This is a genomic window from Microbacterium sp. NPDC089695 (assembly GCF_044749085.1).
In the GTDB taxonomy this organism is placed as follows: domain Bacteria; phylum Actinomycetota; class Actinomycetes; order Actinomycetales; family Microbacteriaceae; genus Microbacterium.
Genome location: NZ_JBIVHG010000001.1, coordinates 409,751 through 426,487 on the forward strand (window position 1 = coordinate 409,751; position 16,737 = coordinate 426,487).

Sequence of the window (16,737 nt, forward strand, 5' to 3'; positions counted from 1 at the left end):
GATGCCGGGGAGGCGGCGGGGCGGCCCTGCTCACGGCCGCCCCGCGGGAGACGTCAGGTGCAGACGACGCCCTTCTCCTCCCAGTTGGACGCATCGACGATCTCGGTGTTCGCGACGGTCTTCGGCGGCAGCTCGGTGCCGTTGCGCAGCAGGTCGACCATGGAGGTGACGGCAGCCTTGCCCACCTCGACGCCCGAGATGAAGAGCGCGGACTTGTTGCCGGTCTCCTGTCCGGCGTTCCAGTCCTTGCAGGTCAGGTATGCGCCGAGCCCGACGCCGACGATATCGGCGGGGGCGACGCCGGCGTTCTGCAGGGCCGTCACGACGCCCGTCTCGTTCTCGTCGTTGCAGCCCCAGACCACCCAGTGCTTCACGCCGGAATTGGCGGTGATGACGGCGCCGGCCTTGTCCTGCGCATCGGTGGCGGAGTTGTCGGTGCCGACCTCGATGACCTCCGGTCCCTCGGACACGGCCTGCGAGAAGGCGTCGATCGCGCCGTCGACGCGCTCGACGCAGTTCGGCTGGTCCTGCTTGTAGGCGGAGAGGATGCGGGTGTCGGCGGACGTCCATCCGGCCTCCTGGTAGAGGCGGGCGGCGTCCGCGCCGACCTTCTCGCCCATCGAGGTGCCGTCGAATCCGGTGAACGGGGCGGCGTCTCCCTTGGCGTCGACGATCGGGTCGTCCGCGGCCATGAGGGGGATGCCGGCGTCGGCGGCGAGCTGGATCACCTGCGGGCCGATCTGCGTGTCCGGCACGACGATGATGATGCCGTCGACACCCTGGGCGATCGCGGCCTCCACCTCGGAGATCGCCTTGTTCGAGTCGCTACTGACGTCGACGACGTTGATCGTGACGTCGCCGTCGTCCTTCGCCGCCTCCTTCGCCCCGTTCGCCTCGTCGATGAAGTACTGCTGATCGCCCTGCTTCTGGATGAGGGCGATGGTGAGCGGGCCGTCCGACGTGCCCCCACCGCCGGCGGCGGGCTCGGCGGTCTCCATTCCGGACGAACAGGCGGTGAGCGCTGCGAGCGCGAGGACGGCGGCGCCGCCAGCGGCGGTCCTCGCCCAGAGGCGGCTGCGGGTGGCGAACATTGAGACTCCTTCGTCTTCGTGCGTGACCGGCCAGGACGACCGGCAGGTGTGCGGAACAGATCGAACGTACATCGCGCGAACGGCGCGCGTGGAGGACGATCAAACGGATCATATGGACGTTCCTCTGACGCCGCCTCTCCCCGTTCGACACGGATCTGCTCGTATCGTCATCGGCGAGGGGCATTATCCTGGCAGTGACGAGTCGTCACGGCGACCCATCGCACCGCCGACCTTCGGGACACCTCATGGACGAGACGCCTATTGCCCCTCCGCCGCATTACCGGATGGAGGGCTTCGAGCATCAGCGCCTGTGCGTGCTGCCGAGGCCCCTGGTCGACACCGCTCTCAGCGCGGCCGGCACGCGACGCCTCCTCGTCACCGACGCCGGATACTTCCCGAATGCCCGCGGGCATCGACGGGTACGGCCGCGCGGCACCGCCGAGACCGTCGTGCTCCTCTGCGTGGCCGGACGCGGCACCGTGACGATCGCGGGCGAGTCGCATGCGCTCACCCCGTCGACCTCGATCGCGATCTCGGCCGGCACGCCTCACTCGTACGAGGCGTCGGACGACGACCCGTGGAGCATCTGGTGGCTGCATGTGCGCGGGACGGATGCCGCGGAGCTCGCCGTGCAGACCCTCGGCCGGCAGAGCCCCACCACGCGGCTGCGGTCGATCGACCGGGTCGTCGCCCTGTTCGACGAGCTCGTCACGGTGCTCGAGAGGCGACTGTCCCCTCCGCAGCTGCTCGTCGCTTCGGGCATCGCCTGGAATCTGCTCACGCGCATCGCGGCCGACAGCATCCTGCCCGGCGAGGGATCCGCGCTGGAGCGGGCGATGCGATACCTGGAGTCGCGTGTCGACGGCAACATCCAGGTCGCGGAGCTCGCAGCGCTCGTCGGCATGTCGCCGTCGCATCTGAGCGCGCTGTTCCGCCAGGCGACAGGGAGCGGACCGGCCGCGTTCCACACGTCTCTGCGCATGACCCGTGCCCGCCACCTGCTCGACACGACCCCACTGTCGGTGCGCGAGATCGCGACCGCGGTCGGCTACACCGATCCGCTGTACTTCTCGCGGCACTTCCGACGTCTGCACGGCGTGAACCCGACGAGCTATCGCGCCCAGCACAAGGGCTGATCGCAGGGGCTGCGCACCAGGACTCACCGGGACGAGGATGCCGCGTCACCGCCCGACACTGCGGATCACCCACCCCGCGCCCGCCGACCCGCCGGGCGGCACGATGATCAGGTCCCGACCCGAGCGGAACGCATCCGGCGGACAGCTCGTCGGCTCGACCGCGAGGCCGGCGCGGTGGGCGGCGCCGTCGCCGTGGTCGGCCGTGTAGACCTGCGCCCACGGGCACCGCGCGTCCCACTCGACCTCGACGCCGCGTCCCTCGTCGTCGGTCAGACGCGCCCGATGGCGGCCGTCGCGGAGCGCCAGCCCGGTGAACGCGTTGTTCACGACCGTGTCGCCGAGGCGACGAGGGCGTCGGAAGTCGCGGCGTGCGACGTCGTCCTCGACCGCGATGAGGCGGTCGGGCAGCATCCGGTCCTCGGTCACGAGCAGCACGCGCTCGGCGTGCAGCTCGAAGGTCAGCGCGTCGATGGACCGCGCGCCGGCGGACCCTGCGGTGAGATAGGGATGCCCGCCGAGCCCGACCGGCGCCGCCGTGCCGCTCTCGTTGGTCACCGCGACCTCCTGCGCGAGCCCGTCCGGTCCGAGCCGGAACTCCACATCGATGCGCAGCCGCCACGGATACCCGGGCTGCGGAGCGACGACCGCCGAGAGCACGGCCCGGTCGACCGCCGACTCGACGACCGCGAAGTCGCTCCACGCGACGAGGCCGTGCGCGGCGGTGCGCGTCTCCGTCTCGTTCTGCGGGAGCCGGTGCACGGCTCCGCCGAACACGTACTCGCCGTCGGCGATCCGGTTAGGCCACGGCACCAGCAGCGCTCCCCGCATCGCCGGACGGATCTCGTCGGCTCCGAACGGCACGACCAGGTCGACGCCGTCGTGCTGCAGCATCCGCACCGTGGCGCCGACGCTCGCGATCGAGGCGCGGTAGCGACCGAGGCGCAACTCGACCGGGATGCCGGAGAGCGGCGCGCTCACGAATCGTCCTCGCCCTCCTGCGTGAACAGCAGCAGTTCGGGAAGGCTCGTGGCGAAATAGTCGGTCACGCCGTCGTCGCGCTTCGCCACCGGCGGCACGTAGGCCGCGCGGGCCTCGCCGAGCGACGCCGGCGGGTCGGCAGGCGGCATCCCGAGCGCATCGAGCGTGAGATCCCACGTCGCGATGGCCCGCCCCTCCCCGCCCTCCCACGGTCGGAACTGCCGCGTGAGCAGGATGCTGTGCGCACGTGCGGCGTCGCCCTCGGCGACAAGCAGCCGGATGTACTCGATCGCGAAGTCGTCGCGCGTGAGCACCAGGTCCTCGACCGGGCGCAGCGTCGTGAGACGCCGCGACGCGTCGTGACCGAGCCGCGCGGCGAGCTGGTCCTGCTCGTAACGGATGCGAGCGTCGTCCGGCGCGAGCTCAACCGCCTCGGCGTACAGCGCCCACGCCCGGTCGGCGTCGTGTTCGATGTTGTACGCCGCGAGTGCCGCGTTGCGCAGCAGCACGGCATCCCGGTGTCCGCTGTCGATCGCGCGGTTCCACGCCGCGGCCGCGTCGCGTCGACGTCCGTGCGCGTACAGCAGCATGCCCAGGAGAGAGAGGGCGACGCCGTCGGACGGATCGGCCGCGATCGCGTGCTCCAGCGCCTGCAGCGCGTCAATGCCGAACGGGAAGGCCCAGCGCTGATCCGCGCGCTGTGCGCGGCGGCGATGGCTCGCGGCCTCCGCGCGCCTGCCACGACGGTCGAGGAGCGCGGCCGCCAGGTAGTCGGCGATCGGGCGCACGTTCCCCGATCGCCGAACGGGCACGGCGACGGCAGCCTCGAGCAGAAGAAGAGCGTCGTCATCCGCCCCGGCGACCGCCAGATCGATCGCCACATCGAGTACCAGCCCGGCGTCATCGCCGAGGCCGCGTCCGACGAGAACCCTGAGCGTGGCATCGAGCGGGTCGTCGGCCAGTGCCGCGCGCGCGACCGCGTCCGCTCTGACCGCGTCGCCACGGGCGCGCAGCGCCAGCACCCGGAGCGCGATGCGCCGAGTGTCGTATCCTGCTGTCGCGTCGAGCTGGTCGAGCACCCGCAGCGCGGAGCGCACGCGACCAGTGCGCAACAGCGACCGTACGAGTTCGACCCCGGATGCCGCAGCCCACGTCCCATCCCATCCGGCCTTGCCGAACATCTGCTGCGCGTCGTCCTCACGACCCAGCCGAGCGAGCGCCAGGCCGGCGACATAGTAGGCCTCGGTATCGGTGGGATTGGCGTTGCGACGGGTCAGCCGCGCGATCGCGGTGCGGGCGTGCTCCAGCGCGACCTCGAAGCGCCCTGCTCGGAACGCGCGGTCGGCGAGGGCGAGGTGCGTGCGCGCGTCGCCGGGGTCGATTCGCAGCGCCGCCCGCCAGTACGGCAGTGGCGAGCGGGTGGGATGCCGATTCTGGGCGAGGTGCAGACCTGTGAGAAACAGCTCCTCGACGGTGTCGATCTCATCGGGGCCGGGCGGTTCCGCGGCGACCCATGGCTCCTCGTCCGGGGCGTCGGAGGGCGCCCAGCGCACGAGCAGCCGACCGTCGACATCCAGGAGCTCGACCGACAGATCGGACGACGGCGCGGCATCCGCATCCAGCGTCTGAGGCTCGCCCGGAATGAGGTCGGACGTGCGCTCGGCGATCACGCGTTCCCCGTCTCGGATGCGCAGCACCGCGCCGGGACGCGGGCTCGTCACGGCGAACAGAGCGGAGACCGTGCTCCCCCGTTCGACGTGCACGGCGGCGTCGGGTGTGGCCTGGTGCGCGGCGCCGATCGCGGGGATCGGGTACCAGTACTGCGAGAAGACCTTCGTCTCGCCGGGTAGCAGCCATGCGAAGTCCGGCTGGTTGTCGGTGTAGACCCCGGCCATGAGTTCGACGTAGGGGCCGTCGCCATCCGTCAACTGCGCGTCCCACGCGTGGCCGAACGGCGCGTCCCCCCACGTCCACTGCTTCTTGCCGGGGGCGTGACGACGCTCGGCCCAGTGCACGAACCCCGCGCCGGCGGCGTGGTCGTAGCCGCCGAAGAAGTCCTGCTGCGAGTCGACGATCATGTACGACGTCGGCACGGGGATGTTCCGGTAGAAGTCGATGCGGTCGGCGCCCTCGCGCTCGGCGGCGAGCGCCGGATAGTCGACGCCGTAATAGGGACGGTCGGCTGCGGGGAACGCCGTGAGCGCGCGGCGCGCGTGGTCGGCGACGTACCGCACGTCCTCCGGGAAGAACGACTGGTAGTCGTCGTGCACGCGCGCCGCGACGTTCGCCCACCAGAGGAACGACTGCCGCTCGCTCGTGCGATTGTGCAGACGGGCGACGAGCTCGACCACCGAGCTTCCCGGACGCAGGCGGATGCCATGCTGCGCCGACATGCGGGTGAACGGGTCGTGGTCGTGGCACCACACCGTCACGGACCCGTCGTCGGCCTTCTCGATGCTCGTCTCGACGGGCAGGTAGGTGCCCGGTCGGTGGTGCTGCGGCCAGTTGAACTCAACGCCGCCGCTGATCCACGGACCCGCGAGCCCGACGAGCGCGGGCTTGATGACGTTGTTGCGGTAGAAGAAGTCGTAGCCGGTGGTCTTGTCGAAGCCGATGTGGATGCGGCCGCCGAGCTCGGGAAGCACGACGAGACGCAGGTACTCGTTCTCGAGGTGGATCGCCTCCCACTCGCGCACCACCGGCTCGTCTGCGATGTGCTCGGTGAACGGGATCGGATAGACCTTGCCGCTCGACCCCTGGTACACCCGCTGATCGAGGTAGAGCGGATGGATGCTGGGCTCCCCCGCCTCGTAGGTACGGATCGGCAGCGGCTCGCTCCATGCCACCGCGGCGCCGCGATCGAGAGCCTCACGCTCTTCTCCCGTCGCCTCGGGCAGGACGATCCGGTGACCGGTCGGCACATCTCCCGCGGGCGGGTATATGGTCGATCCGACGTCGGGGTGGCGGTCGTTCATCTGAGGGTCCTCCGTGGAGCCAGGGGCCGCCGACATCGCTCCATCGACGACAGGACGCGTGGTCCCGCCACGAAGCTATCCGTGCCGGGGGCGCGCCCCCATGGTGCGAACGGGGGAGAACATGGACGATCCGATGGATCGTCGCGACGAGGAGCGACGGACGCGGCGTCAGAGCCGCTTCAGCATCCTGGTGTTGCCGAGCGTGTTCGGCTTGACGTGCGCGAGGTCGAGGAACTCCTCGACACCGGCGTCGCCGCTGCGCAGCAGCTGGGAGTACACGTCGGGGTCGACGACCTGCTCGCCGATCGGCGTGTAGCCGCGACGGCCGAAGAACTCGACCTCGAACGTGAGGCAGAACAGACGGCTGAGACCGAGTTCGCGTGCGTGCTCCTCGAGGCGTCCGACGATCGCACCGCCCACGCCGTGGTGAAGCCAGTCCTCGCGCACCATGAGCGTGCGCACCTCGCCCAGGTCTTCCCAGAACACGTGCAGGGCGCCGCACGCGATGAGCTCGCCTTCGGCTTCGGCGACCACGAACTCCTGCACAGCGCCGTACAGCACCGCGAGATCCTTGCCGAGCAGGATTCGTCGTTCGACCATCGGCTGCAGGAGATTGCGGATGCCGACGATGTCCGCGCTGCGCGCCGGACGGACGATGTACTCGCTCACCCGTCCAGCCTAGAACCCGTCCCCTGATCGAGCGCCGGACACGACGAAGGGGCGGATGCCGCAGCATCCGCCCCTTCGTGTGTTTACAGGCTCAGTCGTTGCCGGTGATCGCGAGGTCCGGCGTGGCCGAGATCTCGCCGCCGCCGGTGTTCACGCCGACCGCGACCTTCTCGCCGCGCGGGCCGTGCTCGAACAGGAACTCGCCGTCCTTCGCGTCGACCTTCACGTGATCGCCGGGGTTCAGCTCGCCGTGCAGGATCTTCTCCGACAGACGATCCTCGACCTCGTGCTGCATCGCGCGACGCAGCGGCCGGGCGCCGAGGGCCGGGTCGAACCCGATCTCGATCAGGCGCTCCTTGGCGGCCAGCGAGAGCTCGATCGTCATGTCGCGGTCCAGCAGACGCTCGCCGAGGCGCTTGGTGAACAGATCGACGATCTGCACCAGCTCCTCCTTGTTCAGCTGCGGGAACACGATGATGTCGTCGACACGGTTCAGGAACTCGGGCTTGAAGTTGCGCTTCAGCTCCTCGTTGACCTTGCCCTTCATGCGCTCGTAGGTCGTGGCGTTGCTGCCCTCGATCTGGAAGCCCACGGGACCGCCGGCGATGTCACGAGCACCGAGGTTGGTGGTCATGATGATGACGGTGTTCTTGAAGTCGATCACGCGACCCTGGCCGTCGGTCAGACGACCCTCTTCCAGGATCTGCAGGAGCGAGTTGAAGATGTCCGGGTGCGCCTTCTCGATCTCGTCGAAGAGCACGACGCTGAACGGCTTGCGACGCACCTTCTCGGTGAGTTGGCCGCCCTCTTCGAATCCGACGAATCCGGGAGGGGCACCGAACAGACGCGAGACGGTGTGCTTCTCACCGAACTCGCTCATGTCGAGCGAGATCAGTGCGGCCTCATCGTCGAACAGGAACTCCGCGAGGGCCTTCGCGAGCTCGGTCTTTCCCACACCGGTCGGGCCGGCGAAGATGAACGAGCCCGAGGGGCGCTTCGGGTCCTTGAGGCCGGCGCGCTGACGACGGATCGTCTTGGAGAGAGCCGCGATGGCCTCCTCCTGACCGATGACGCGCTGGTGCAGCGCCTTCTCCATGAAGACGAGACGCGAGGACTCCTCCTCGGTCAGCTTGAACACCGGGATGCCGGTGGCCTGCGCGAGCACCTCGGCGATCAGACCCTCGTCGACGACCGCCTGGGTCGCGACGTCGCCCGAACGCCACTGCTTCTCGAGGCGCAGACGCTCGGCGAGGAGGCTCTTCTCCTCGTCGCGCAGCGACGCGGCCTTCTCGAAGTCCTGCTCCTCGGAGGCGACCTCCTTCTGCTCGCGCACGGCGGCGATCTTCTCATCGAACTCGCGCAGCTCGGGCGGGCTCGAGAGGATCGACAGACGCAGGCGCGCGCCGGCCTCGTCGATCAGGTCGATCGCCTTGTCGGGCAGGAAGCGGTCGGACACGTAGCGGTCGGCGAGGTTCGCCGCCGCGACGATCGCGCCGTCGGTGATCTGCACCTTGTGGTGCGCCTCGTAGCGGTCGCGCAGCCCCTTGAGGATGTTGATCGCGTGCGGCAGGCTCGGCTCGTTCACCTGGATCGGCTGGAAGCGGCGCTCGAGCGCGGCATCCTTCTCGAAGTGCTTGCGGTACTCGTCGAGCGTCGTGGCGCCGATCGTCTGCAGCTCGCCGCGCGCGAGGAGCGGCTTGAGGATGCTGGCCGCGTCGATCGCACCTTCGGCGGCACCCGCACCCACCAGGGTGTGGATCTCGTCGATGAAGACGATGATGTCGCCGCGCGTGCGGATCTCCTTCGTGACCTTCTTCAGGCGCTCCTCGAAGTCACCGCGGTAGCGGGAACCGGCGATGAGCGAGCCGAGGTCGAGCGAGTAGAGCTGCTTGTCCTTCAGCGTCTCGGGCACGTCGCCCTTGACGATGGCCTGTGCGAGGCCCTCGACGACGGCGGTCTTGCCGACGCCGGGCTCACCGATCAGGACCGGGTTGTTCTTGGAGCGACGCGAGAGGATCTGCATGACCCGCTCGATCTCCTTCTCGCGCCCGATGACCGGGTCGAGCTTGTTGTCGCGCGCGGCCTGCGTGAGGTTGCGGCCGAACTGGTCGAGCACCTGCGAGCCGCCCTGGGCGCTCGGGGTGTCGTTCGACTGCGCGCCGACGGATGCCGGCTCGCGACCGGGAGCGCCGGACAGCAGCTGGATGACCTGCTGACGGACCTTGTTCAGGTCGGCGCCGAGCTTGACGAGCACCTGGGCGGCCACGCCCTCGCCCTCACGGATGAGGCCGAGCAGGATGTGCTCGGTGCCGATGTAGTTGTGGCCGAGCTGGAGGGCCTCGCGGAGGCTGAGCTCGAGCACCTTCTTGGCGCGCGGCGTGAACGGGATGTGCCCGGTCGGCTGCTGCTGACCCTGGCCGATGATGTCCTGCACCTGCTCGCGGACGGCGTCAAGGGAGATGCCGAGACTCTCGAGCGCCTTGGCGGCGACGCCCTCACCCTCGTGGATGAGGCCGAGCAGGATGTGCTCGGTGCCGATGTAGTTGTGGTTGAGCATCTTCGCCTCTTCCTGGGCGAGGACGACCACACGACGGGCTCGGTCGGTGAATCTCTCGAACATGCTGTGACTCCTTTATTCGCACGTGTTGTTCGACACTGGCGAAGACGCATGAAGCGCTTGTACATCGAGAGTAACCACCGCGGCGAGGAGGTATGCCCGTGTTCGCCGTCGGCATAGCGCCGTGACGGCCGGTGACGGACGGATGCTTGACGGGCTTATCGACAGTCGTTATGTTAACGATCAACGATAATAACGACAGTCGATAAGGAGTGGATCATGAGCTCGACGAAGGACCGCGCGCTCAGCCGCGGCGACATCGGCGCACTCGTCGCCTTCTGCATCGCGGGAGCCATCATTGCGATCTATCTCTCGGTGTTCTCGATCGTCCGGATCATCGAGCTCGCGGGCAGGCAGCGGGTACCGGTGCTCGTCGAGTTCCGCGGCGAGAACGTCGACCTCCCTCTCACGACCGGCGGGAGCATCCCGGTCGGACTCGAGAGCGGGACCATCATCGCCCCGGAGCTCCCCCTCGTCGCCATGGTCCCGGGGATCATCGCCCAGGTGGTGCAGATCATCACGGTGATCGTCGTGATCGCGTGCCTGATCCTCCTCGCCCGTATGACGATCGGGGGCCGGATCTTCGGTCGGGGCCGCACGGCACTGGTCGCCACGGCGGGCATCACCGGTCTCCTCGGCTTCTCCGGTGTGCGCTTCTTCGACAACATGCTCGCGAATGCCACGGTCGCGCACGTCGCCGACAACGGCGTCGACAACGCCGTGCTCACGGTCGAGCCGTTCACCTTCATCCTCGCCGCGTTCGTCGTCGCGCTCATCACCACGGTGTTCTCGATCGGCGACCGCCTGCAGCGCGCCCACAGCTCGCTCGAGAAGGACACAGAGGGCCTGGTCTGATGTTCACGTTCGGATCGGAGTCGCTGGACTCGTCCCTGCTCAGCATCGGCATCGCCCTGGCGGTGTTCGCCGTCATCGTCGCCGTCATCGCGATCGTCGGGCGGATGCGCGGCAGCCGCACGATCGCCCTCGACGCGACCCTCGCGATCTCGGGCCTGTGGGTCGTGATGGCGATCGTGGGCCTCGTGATCTGGGTCGTCAAGGCGTTCACCGTCGACTGGGCGGAGTTCGCGGGATCGGACGTCACGTCGATCCCCTGGCCCGCCGACCTCCCCTGCTCCCGAGACGGCGAGACGGATGGAGGAACGTCCGCCGCGATGCTCCGTTGCGGCGCGGAGAACCTCTCCGACTTCACGGTCGTGAACGCCTCACTCGGACTCCGCCTGCTCGCGGCCACCGCGCAGATCAGCGCGCTGGCACTCGCGACGACCCCGATCGTGATGCTGTGGATCGTCTGCTTCCAGACCGCACGCGGCCGCACGTTCTCCCAGACGATCACGCGCGCGCTGACCGCCGGGGCCGTCGCGGTGCTCGTGTTCGGGATCGCCGCCGACCTGCTCCGCGGGATCGCCGCGACGGCCGGACTGCGCGAGGTGTTCGCTCCCGACGACTACGCCTGGTACCCGTCGGTGTACCAGCTGACCGTGACGCCGTTGCCCTTCGCCGGAGCGCTCATGCTCGCGGGTCTCGCGGCGGTGTTCCGACACGGGCGTCGGCTGCAACTCGAGCGCGATGCACTGCAGAGCGAGAACACGAAGCTCGCCGATGACACCCGGGGCCTTGTATGACGCCGGCCGAGAACGACGACGAGCTCACCGGCATCCACTGCCGTCTCGACGAGCTGCTCGCCGAGCGCGGCATGACCCTGACCGAGCTGAGCGCCCGCGTCGGCGTGAGCATCGTCAACCTGTCGGTGCTCAAGAACGACCGCGCGCGGGCGATCCGCTATTCGACGCTGCGCGGGATCTGCGACGCGCTGCAGTGCGAGGTCGGCGACCTGCTCGTACTCGCCTGAGGGCGCGATCGCGCGGTTCGTGGGGAATTCTCCCCATGCAACCCCCTTCTATGGATTCGCTGTGTACCAATAGTGTGGAGGGCATGAAGCTCAACGACCGGAACCTGCGCCCCGCCACCCGCATCCTCATGGCCCTGCCCATCGCCGCCCTCGCCTTCTCGCTCGCCGCCTGCGGCGGTGCCGCCGTCGAGCGCCCCTCCGCCGAGGACGTCTCCGACGGCCTCATGAAGGTCCTCGAGGACCAGGGCATGGGCGATGCGCTCACCGAGCCCATCATCATGTGCCTCTCCGAGGCCCTGGTCGACTCCGAGGTCTCGGACGAGACCCTCGCGACGATCGCGAAGGGCGACGCCGAGGCACAGACCAGCCAGGACGACTACGACCTCGTCCAGTCGACGATCACCGACGCGGCGATGGACTGCGCCTCCGCCGAGTGACCTCCCGCACGCGTCGTCGGAGGACGACGCGTGCGCACACCGTGAAGGATGACGGATGCCTCGGCATCCGTCATCCTTCGTCATAACGGCCCGGGGAATGACAGGGCGCTCCTAGCGTTGTCGGATATGGCGCGCATTCTGCGCGCATCGATCCGTCCTCGCGCGTCCCCAGCGCGCAACGACCCTGGAGTCCCCACCCCATGAGCACCACCGCGCGCGCCGCCAAGGCGCCAGACACCCGCGGGCCGGTCCGGAAGCTGCTGACCTCGTTCGGCTTCCAGATCCTCGCGGCCCTCGTCCTCGGCATCGGCGCAGGCCTCATCGCCCGCCAGCTCGGCGCCACCGCCGAGAGCCCCAACGGCCTCTCCGCGACGCTCGACACGATCGGGAGCTCGTACGTGACACTGCTGCGCGCCGCGGTCGTGCCGCTGATCTTCACCGCCATCGTCGCGAGCATCTCGAACCTGCGCCGCGTGCAGAACGCCGCACGCCTCGCGGGCCAGACGCTGCTGTGGTTCGCGATCACCGCGTTCATCGCCGTCACGATCGGCATCGTGCTGGGCCTCGTGATCCAGCCCGGCTCCCGCGCGGGCGAGGGCCTCGAGCCCAGCTCGCCGTACACGGTCGGCACGTGGTGGAACTTCCTGCTCGGCCTGATCCCGCAGAACTTCCTCGGGATCGGCGTCAGCACCAACCCCGGCGCTGTCGAGGGCACGTTCACCTCGAGCGTGAACTTCAACATCCTGCAGGTCATCGTCGTCGCGGTCGCCGTGGGCATCGCGGCCCTCAAGGCCGGCAAGAAGGCCGAACCGTTCCTGGCGTTCACCGAATCGCTGCTCAAGGTCATCCAGCGCGTGCTGTGGTGGATCATCCGCATCGCCCCGATCGGCACGTTCGGCCTGATCGGCGCCGCGGTCGTCAAGTACGGCTGGGAGAAGCTCGCCGCCCTCGGATGGTTCGCGATCGCCGTGTACATCGGCCTCGCGCTCGTGCTGTTCGTCGTCTACCCCGTGCTCGTGAAGACCCACGGCCTGTCGATCAAGCAGTACTTCTCGGGCGTGTGGCCCGCCGTGCAGCTCGGCTTCGTCAGCCGTTCGTCGATCGGCACGCTGCCCCTCACCGAGCGCGTGACCGAGCGCAACCTCGGTGTGCCCCGCTCGTACGCCTCGTTCGCCGTGCCGTTCGGCGCGACCACCAAGATGGACGGCTGCGCCGCGATCTACCCGGCCATCGCCGCGATCTTCGTCGCCCAGTTCTTCGGCATCGAGCTGAACATCGTGCAGTACCTGCTGATCGTGCTCGTCTCGGTCGTCGGTTCGGCCGCCACCGCCGGCACCACGGGCGCGACCGTGATGCTCACGCTCACGCTGTCGACCCTGGGCCTGCCGCTCGAGGGCGTCGGTCTGCTGCTCGCGATCGACCCGATCCTCGACATGGGCCGTACCGCGGTCAACGTCGCGGGTCAGGCGCTCGTGCCGGCGATCGTGGCGAAGCGCGAGGGCATCCTGAACGAGGAGCTCTACAACGCGCCGCGCGAGGGCCTGCCCTTCGCCGACGACAGCGACGACGAGCCCGAGGCGGACGCCACGGCATCCTCGTCGGAGCCCGCCGCCACACGCTGACGTTCGCGTCACGCCGTGAAGCGCCTCGCCCCCTCCGGGGCGGGGCGCTTCTGCATCCTTCCCCTGCCCTTCCCGCGGCCCGCCCGCCGAGAGTGTATGAAGTCGCCCAGATGACCACATCCCGACGCCGCTTTCATACGGTTTCGGCGGGAACATGCACTTTCGGCGCCCAGACAGGGCGAGGGCACGGATAGGGCGAGGGCGTGGGCGAGAGACAGGATGCCGTCAGGCGCGGCCCTGCTGGCGGGTCGCGCCTCTCGTGTCGAGCGCCAGCTCCTCGGCATCCATCGCCGTCATGAGTTCGCGCATGACCTCCTCGTCGAGGTTGCCGGCGTCGCGCTCCTGCACGAGGATGTCGCGCCGCACCTGCAGCCACCCGCGCGACAGCGCGACGAGGTCGTCGAACGAGGGGCGGTGCACCGCGGCGTCCTCGACCTCCTGCGCCTCGTCGGTGTCCTTCTGCACCCGGGTCATGCGCTTCGTGAACGCGTCGAACATGTCGAGGTCGGCGGGGCCGTGCTTCGCCTCCCACTGCGCACGCTTCTCGGCGAGGAACTCCTTGCCCGCCTCACGGCTCTTCGCCTTGACGGCCTCGAGCGCGCGCTCGTCCTCCTCCTCCTCGGCATCGGTCGCGATACCCAGACGACGGATCAGCATGGGCAGCGTGAGTCCCTGCAGCAGCAGCGTCCCGACCGTGACGATGAAGGCGACCACCACGATCGCGTGCGAGGGCTCGGTGTCGAGCCCTGCGAGGTCGGCCGCGGCGAGTGCGGTGGCCAGCGTCACGACGCCGCGCATCCCCGCCCAGGAGATCACGGCGTTGTCCTTCCACGTGAGCTGGAGCCCCGCCATCCGATCGCGCACGATCTTCGACCGCAACTCCTCGGGCGTGTACTCCTTCCAGCGCTTCGACTCGCGGCGGCGTTCGTCGAAGGCCCCGGAGGCGACGCTGCGGTCCCAGCGCTCGAGGCGCCGGCGGTCCTGGAAGTTCGACCACATGTTGGTCGGATACACGTAGAGCGGGCGCATGACCAGCACGACGAGCAGCACGGCCCCGGAGAGCAGCAGGATGCGCGGGACCTCCTCGCCGCCCAGATCGCTCAGCACCCGCGGGAACTGCAGGCCGATGTACGCGAACACGAAGCTCTCGAGCAGCAGGTCGGCCGACAGCCACAGCGGCTTCTCCTGCTGACGGGTCGTGTAGTCGGTGCGCGGCGAGTTGTAGCCGACGAACAGACCCATCGCGACGACCGCGAGCACACCGGAGCCGAGCAGGTGCTCCGCGATCGCGTAGGCCCCGAACGGGGCGAGGAGCCCGAACGTGCCGATCACGACCGCGTCGTTCACGCGCATGCGCAGCTGGTGCAGCACCGCGCCGAACACGAGTCCGACGGCGACGCCCACGCCGACCGCCAGGAGGAACTGCCAGACGCCGTCCCACACCGTGAGCGTCGCCCCCGCGATGATCGCCGCGAACACGCGGTACAGCGTCAGCGAGGTCGCGTCGTTGATCAGGCTCTCCCCCGACAGCACGGTCATGATGCGGCGGGGCAGGCCGAGCTTGCGGCCGATCGCGGCGGCCGAGACCGCGTCGGGCGGGGCGACGATCGCGCCGAGCAGCAGCGCGCCCGGCAGCGTGAGCGAGGGCAGGATCCACCACGCCACGAGCCCGACCGCGAGCGAGGTCAGCAGCACGAGAGTGATGCCGAGCCGGCGGATCTGCGGCAGGCTGCGCTTGAACCCCACGAACGACACGTCGAGCGCAGCCGAGTACAGCAGCGGCGGCAGCACGAGGTTCAGCAGCAGGTGCCCGTCGATGTCGACGTCGGGCACGAAGGGCAGGAAGGATGCCGCGAGCGCGACCACTGTCACGAGCAGCGGCGCCGGCCAGCCGCGCCATCGCGCGACCGCCGCCACGACCACCGCACCGACGAGCACATAGAAGATCTCGGCATCCATGCCCCTCAAGATACGGGGAATTCCTGCCCGCGCGGATGCGTTGGTGTCGGGGTGACCGCTCTCTCCGTCCTCGACCTCGTCCCGGTGCGCACCGGGCAGACCAGCGCCGAGGCCATCGCGGCCTCCCTGTCCCTCGCCGAGCAGGCCGACCGGCTGGGCTACCGCCGTTTCTGGTTCGCCGAGCACCACAACATGCCGGCGGTGGCCTCCACCACTCCCCCGGTGCTGATCGCCGCGGCCGCGATGCGTACGTCGCGGATCCGCCTGGGGTCGGGCGGCGTCATGCTGCCGAACCACGCGCCGCTGATCGTCGCCGAGCAGTTCGCTGCGCTCGAGGCCATGGCACCGGGGCGCATCGACCTCGGACTCGGTCGCGCACCGGGCAGCGACCCGGTGATCACGCAACTGCTGCGCGGCTCGGGCACGACGAGCGACGTCGAGCAGTTCCCGCGACATGTGCAGGACATCGGGGCGCTCACCTCGGATGAGGGCGCGACCGTGCGCTTCACCTCGGGCGGCGAGTACACGGTGCGGGCCACGCCCGCCGCGACCGGCGCCCCGGAGATCTGGCTGCTCGGATCGAGCGACTACTCGGCGCAGCTGGCCGCCTCGCACGGGCTGCCGTACGTGTTCGCGAACCACTTCTCGGGCCAGGGCCTAGAACGCGCGCTCGATCTGTACCGGAGCTCGTACCGCCCGAGCGAGGAGCACCCCGAGCCGCGGACCTTCCTCACCGTCAACGCGGTCGCCGCTCCCACGCAGGAGGAGGCCGAGGCCCGCGCCCTGCCCCAGCTGCGCATGATGGCTCGGCTGCGCCTCAACAAGCCGCTCATCGCCCTCGAGACGGTCGAGGAGGCGCAGGCCGCCACGATCGAATCGGCCGAACAACAGGTGATCGAGGCCGCGCGCTCGCGCTGGTTCGTCGGCACGGGCGCATCCGTGGCCGCCGAGGTGCAGGAGTTCGCCACGACGCACGGGGTCGACGAGGTCATGCTCTCGCCGGTCGCGGGAGCCTACGAGGCCGAGCCGCGCGACGCCGCCGGCGGCCGCGCCCTGACCCTCGAGCTCATCGCCGGGGCATCCTGATCCGCGGCTCGCGACGATCGCCCCGGCAAGGGCTGGTTTTCGGGCGCCGTCGGGCGTAGCGTCACCCTCATCGACAGAAGGGGTTCGACCATGAGCACGAAGACCCTGGCCCTCTGGGTGGCATACGGAACGAACGGCGTGGTCGGCAGCATCCGACATGACGACGAGGGATACACGGTCGTCATGGCCGGGTCGGATGCCGCGACGGGCACCTACCCGAGCCTCGCCTCGGCGAAGGGCGCCCTGCACTCGAAGATGCGACCGGGCAGCGACTGGCCGATGTTCCGCGAGCACTGA

General features: G+C 69.4%; 14 protein-coding genes. 8 read left to right on the plus strand and 6 right to left on the minus strand.

Annotation, left to right across the window (positions count from 1 at the left end; genetic code table 11):
- Window positions 1-53 precede the first annotated feature (53 nt).
- Complete coding sequence (locus ACIPYT_RS02095) at window positions 54-1,091, minus strand: substrate-binding domain-containing protein (protein ID WP_401070136.1); 1,038 nt, start codon at window positions 1,089-1,091, stop codon at window positions 54-56.
- Window positions 1,092-1,375: 284 nt separating this feature from the next.
- Between ACIPYT_RS02095 and ACIPYT_RS02100 the strand changes: the two genes are divergently transcribed.
- On the plus strand, window positions 1,376-2,227 hold the full coding sequence (locus tag ACIPYT_RS02100) for a helix-turn-helix domain-containing protein (protein ID WP_401070139.1): 852 nt from the start codon (window positions 1,376-1,378) through the stop codon (window positions 2,225-2,227).
- 45 nt (window positions 2,228-2,272) lie between these two features.
- Here ACIPYT_RS02100 and ACIPYT_RS02105 read toward each other — a convergent pair whose 3' ends face one another.
- From ACIPYT_RS02105 to ACIPYT_RS02120, 4 genes are all read right to left on the minus strand, one after another.
- On the minus strand, window positions 2,273-3,205 hold the full coding sequence (locus tag ACIPYT_RS02105; protein ID WP_401070141.1) for an aldose 1-epimerase family protein: 933 nt from the start codon (window positions 3,203-3,205) through the stop codon (window positions 2,273-2,275).
- Window positions 3,202-6,180: a DUF5107 domain-containing protein gene (locus ACIPYT_RS02110; RefSeq protein ID WP_401070144.1), complete on the minus strand. Its 2,979-nt coding sequence runs from the start codon at window positions 6,178-6,180 to the stop codon at window positions 3,202-3,204. Before ACIPYT_RS02110 ends, ACIPYT_RS02105 begins: the two co-directional genes overlap by 4 nt.
- A 168-nt stretch (window positions 6,181-6,348) precedes the next feature.
- Window positions 6,349-6,849 (minus strand): amino-acid N-acetyltransferase, encoded by a 501-nt coding sequence (locus ACIPYT_RS02115; protein WP_401070146.1) that lies wholly within the window; start codon window positions 6,847-6,849, stop codon window positions 6,349-6,351.
- 91 nt (window positions 6,850-6,940) lie between these two features.
- Window positions 6,941-9,469 carry an ATP-dependent Clp protease ATP-binding subunit gene (locus tag ACIPYT_RS02120; protein ID WP_401070149.1) on the minus strand — a complete coding sequence of 843 codons (2,529 nt, stop codon included), beginning with the start codon at window positions 9,467-9,469 and terminating at the stop codon, window positions 6,941-6,943.
- Window positions 9,470-9,685: 216 nt separating this feature from the next.
- On the opposite strand from ACIPYT_RS02120, the gene ACIPYT_RS02125 reads away from it, so the two are divergent.
- The 5 genes from ACIPYT_RS02125 to ACIPYT_RS02145 all read left to right on the plus strand — a co-directional run bounded on the left by ACIPYT_RS02125 (window position 9,686) and on the right by ACIPYT_RS02145 (window position 13,395).
- The gene (locus ACIPYT_RS02125) at window positions 9,686-10,321 is read left to right on the plus strand and encodes a hypothetical protein (RefSeq protein ID WP_401070152.1); all 636 of its coding nucleotides are present in this window, start codon (window positions 9,686-9,688) and stop codon (window positions 10,319-10,321) included.
- Window positions 10,321-11,109, plus strand: a complete 789-nt coding sequence (locus ACIPYT_RS02130; protein WP_401070154.1) for a hypothetical protein — start codon at window positions 10,321-10,323, stop codon at window positions 11,107-11,109. The genes ACIPYT_RS02125 and ACIPYT_RS02130 overlap by 1 nt, the downstream gene beginning before the upstream one ends.
- Window positions 11,106-11,336 carry a helix-turn-helix domain-containing protein gene (locus ACIPYT_RS02135; RefSeq protein ID WP_401070157.1) on the plus strand — a complete coding sequence of 77 codons (231 nt, stop codon included), beginning with the start codon at window positions 11,106-11,108 and terminating at the stop codon, window positions 11,334-11,336. Before ACIPYT_RS02130 ends, ACIPYT_RS02135 begins: the two co-directional genes overlap by 4 nt.
- 83 nt (window positions 11,337-11,419) lie before the next feature.
- Window positions 11,420-11,773: a hypothetical protein gene (locus ACIPYT_RS02140; RefSeq protein ID WP_401070160.1), complete on the plus strand. Its 354-nt coding sequence runs from the start codon at window positions 11,420-11,422 to the stop codon at window positions 11,771-11,773.
- A gap of 200 nt (window positions 11,774-11,973) precedes the next feature.
- The gene (locus ACIPYT_RS02145; RefSeq protein ID WP_401070162.1) at window positions 11,974-13,395 is read left to right on the plus strand and encodes a dicarboxylate/amino acid:cation symporter; all 1,422 of its coding nucleotides are present in this window, start codon (window positions 11,974-11,976) and stop codon (window positions 13,393-13,395) included.
- Window positions 13,396-13,620: 225 nt separating this feature from the next.
- Here ACIPYT_RS02145 and ACIPYT_RS02150 read toward each other — a convergent pair whose 3' ends face one another.
- The gene (locus ACIPYT_RS02150) at window positions 13,621-15,354 is read right to left on the minus strand and encodes a cation:proton antiporter (protein ID WP_401070164.1); all 1,734 of its coding nucleotides are present in this window, start codon (window positions 15,352-15,354) and stop codon (window positions 13,621-13,623) included.
- Between the two features lie 51 nt (window positions 15,355-15,405).
- Between ACIPYT_RS02150 and ACIPYT_RS02155 the strand changes: the two genes are divergently transcribed.
- Both ACIPYT_RS02155 and ACIPYT_RS02160 read left to right on the plus strand, forming a co-directional pair.
- Window positions 15,406-16,440 carry an LLM class flavin-dependent oxidoreductase gene (locus ACIPYT_RS02155; RefSeq protein ID WP_401070167.1) on the plus strand — a complete coding sequence of 345 codons (1,035 nt, stop codon included), beginning with the start codon at window positions 15,406-15,408 and terminating at the stop codon, window positions 16,438-16,440.
- Window positions 16,441-16,530: 90 nt separating this feature from the next.
- Window positions 16,531-16,737 carry a methyltransferase gene (locus ACIPYT_RS02160; RefSeq protein WP_401070169.1) on the plus strand — a complete coding sequence of 69 codons (207 nt, stop codon included), beginning with the start codon at window positions 16,531-16,533 and terminating at the stop codon, window positions 16,735-16,737.

Bases quoted from the DNA above. Each gene is read 5' to 3' on its own strand.
- ACIPYT_RS02140 (WP_401070160.1), top strand. From the start codon at position 11,420: ATGAAGCTCAACGACCGGAACCTGCGCCCCGCCACCCGCATCCTCATG.
- ACIPYT_RS02125 (WP_401070152.1), top strand. From the start codon at position 9,686: ATGAGCTCGACGAAGGACCGCGCGCTCAGCCGCGGCGACATCGGCGCA.
- ACIPYT_RS02120 (WP_401070149.1), bottom strand. From the start codon at position 9,469: ATGTTCGAGAGATTCACCGACCGAGCCCGTCGTGTGGTCGTCCTCGCC.
- ACIPYT_RS02145 (WP_401070162.1), top strand. From the start codon at position 11,974: ATGAGCACCACCGCGCGCGCCGCCAAGGCGCCAGACACCCGCGGGCCG.
- ACIPYT_RS02110 (WP_401070144.1), bottom strand. From the start codon at position 6,180: ATGAACGACCGCCACCCCGACGTCGGATCGACCATATACCCGCCCGCG.
- ACIPYT_RS02095 (WP_401070136.1), bottom strand. From the start codon at position 1,091: ATGTTCGCCACCCGCAGCCGCCTCTGGGCGAGGACCGCCGCTGGCGGC.
- ACIPYT_RS02100 (WP_401070139.1), top strand. From the start codon at position 1,376: ATGGAGGGCTTCGAGCATCAGCGCCTGTGCGTGCTGCCGAGGCCCCTG.
- ACIPYT_RS02135 (WP_401070157.1), top strand. From the start codon at position 11,106: ATGACGCCGGCCGAGAACGACGACGAGCTCACCGGCATCCACTGCCGT.
- ACIPYT_RS02130 (WP_401070154.1), top strand. From the start codon at position 10,321: ATGTTCACGTTCGGATCGGAGTCGCTGGACTCGTCCCTGCTCAGCATC.
- ACIPYT_RS02160 (WP_401070169.1), top strand. From the start codon at position 16,531: ATGAGCACGAAGACCCTGGCCCTCTGGGTGGCATACGGAACGAACGGC.
- ACIPYT_RS02150 (WP_401070164.1), bottom strand. From the start codon at position 15,354: ATGGATGCCGAGATCTTCTATGTGCTCGTCGGTGCGGTGGTCGTGGCG.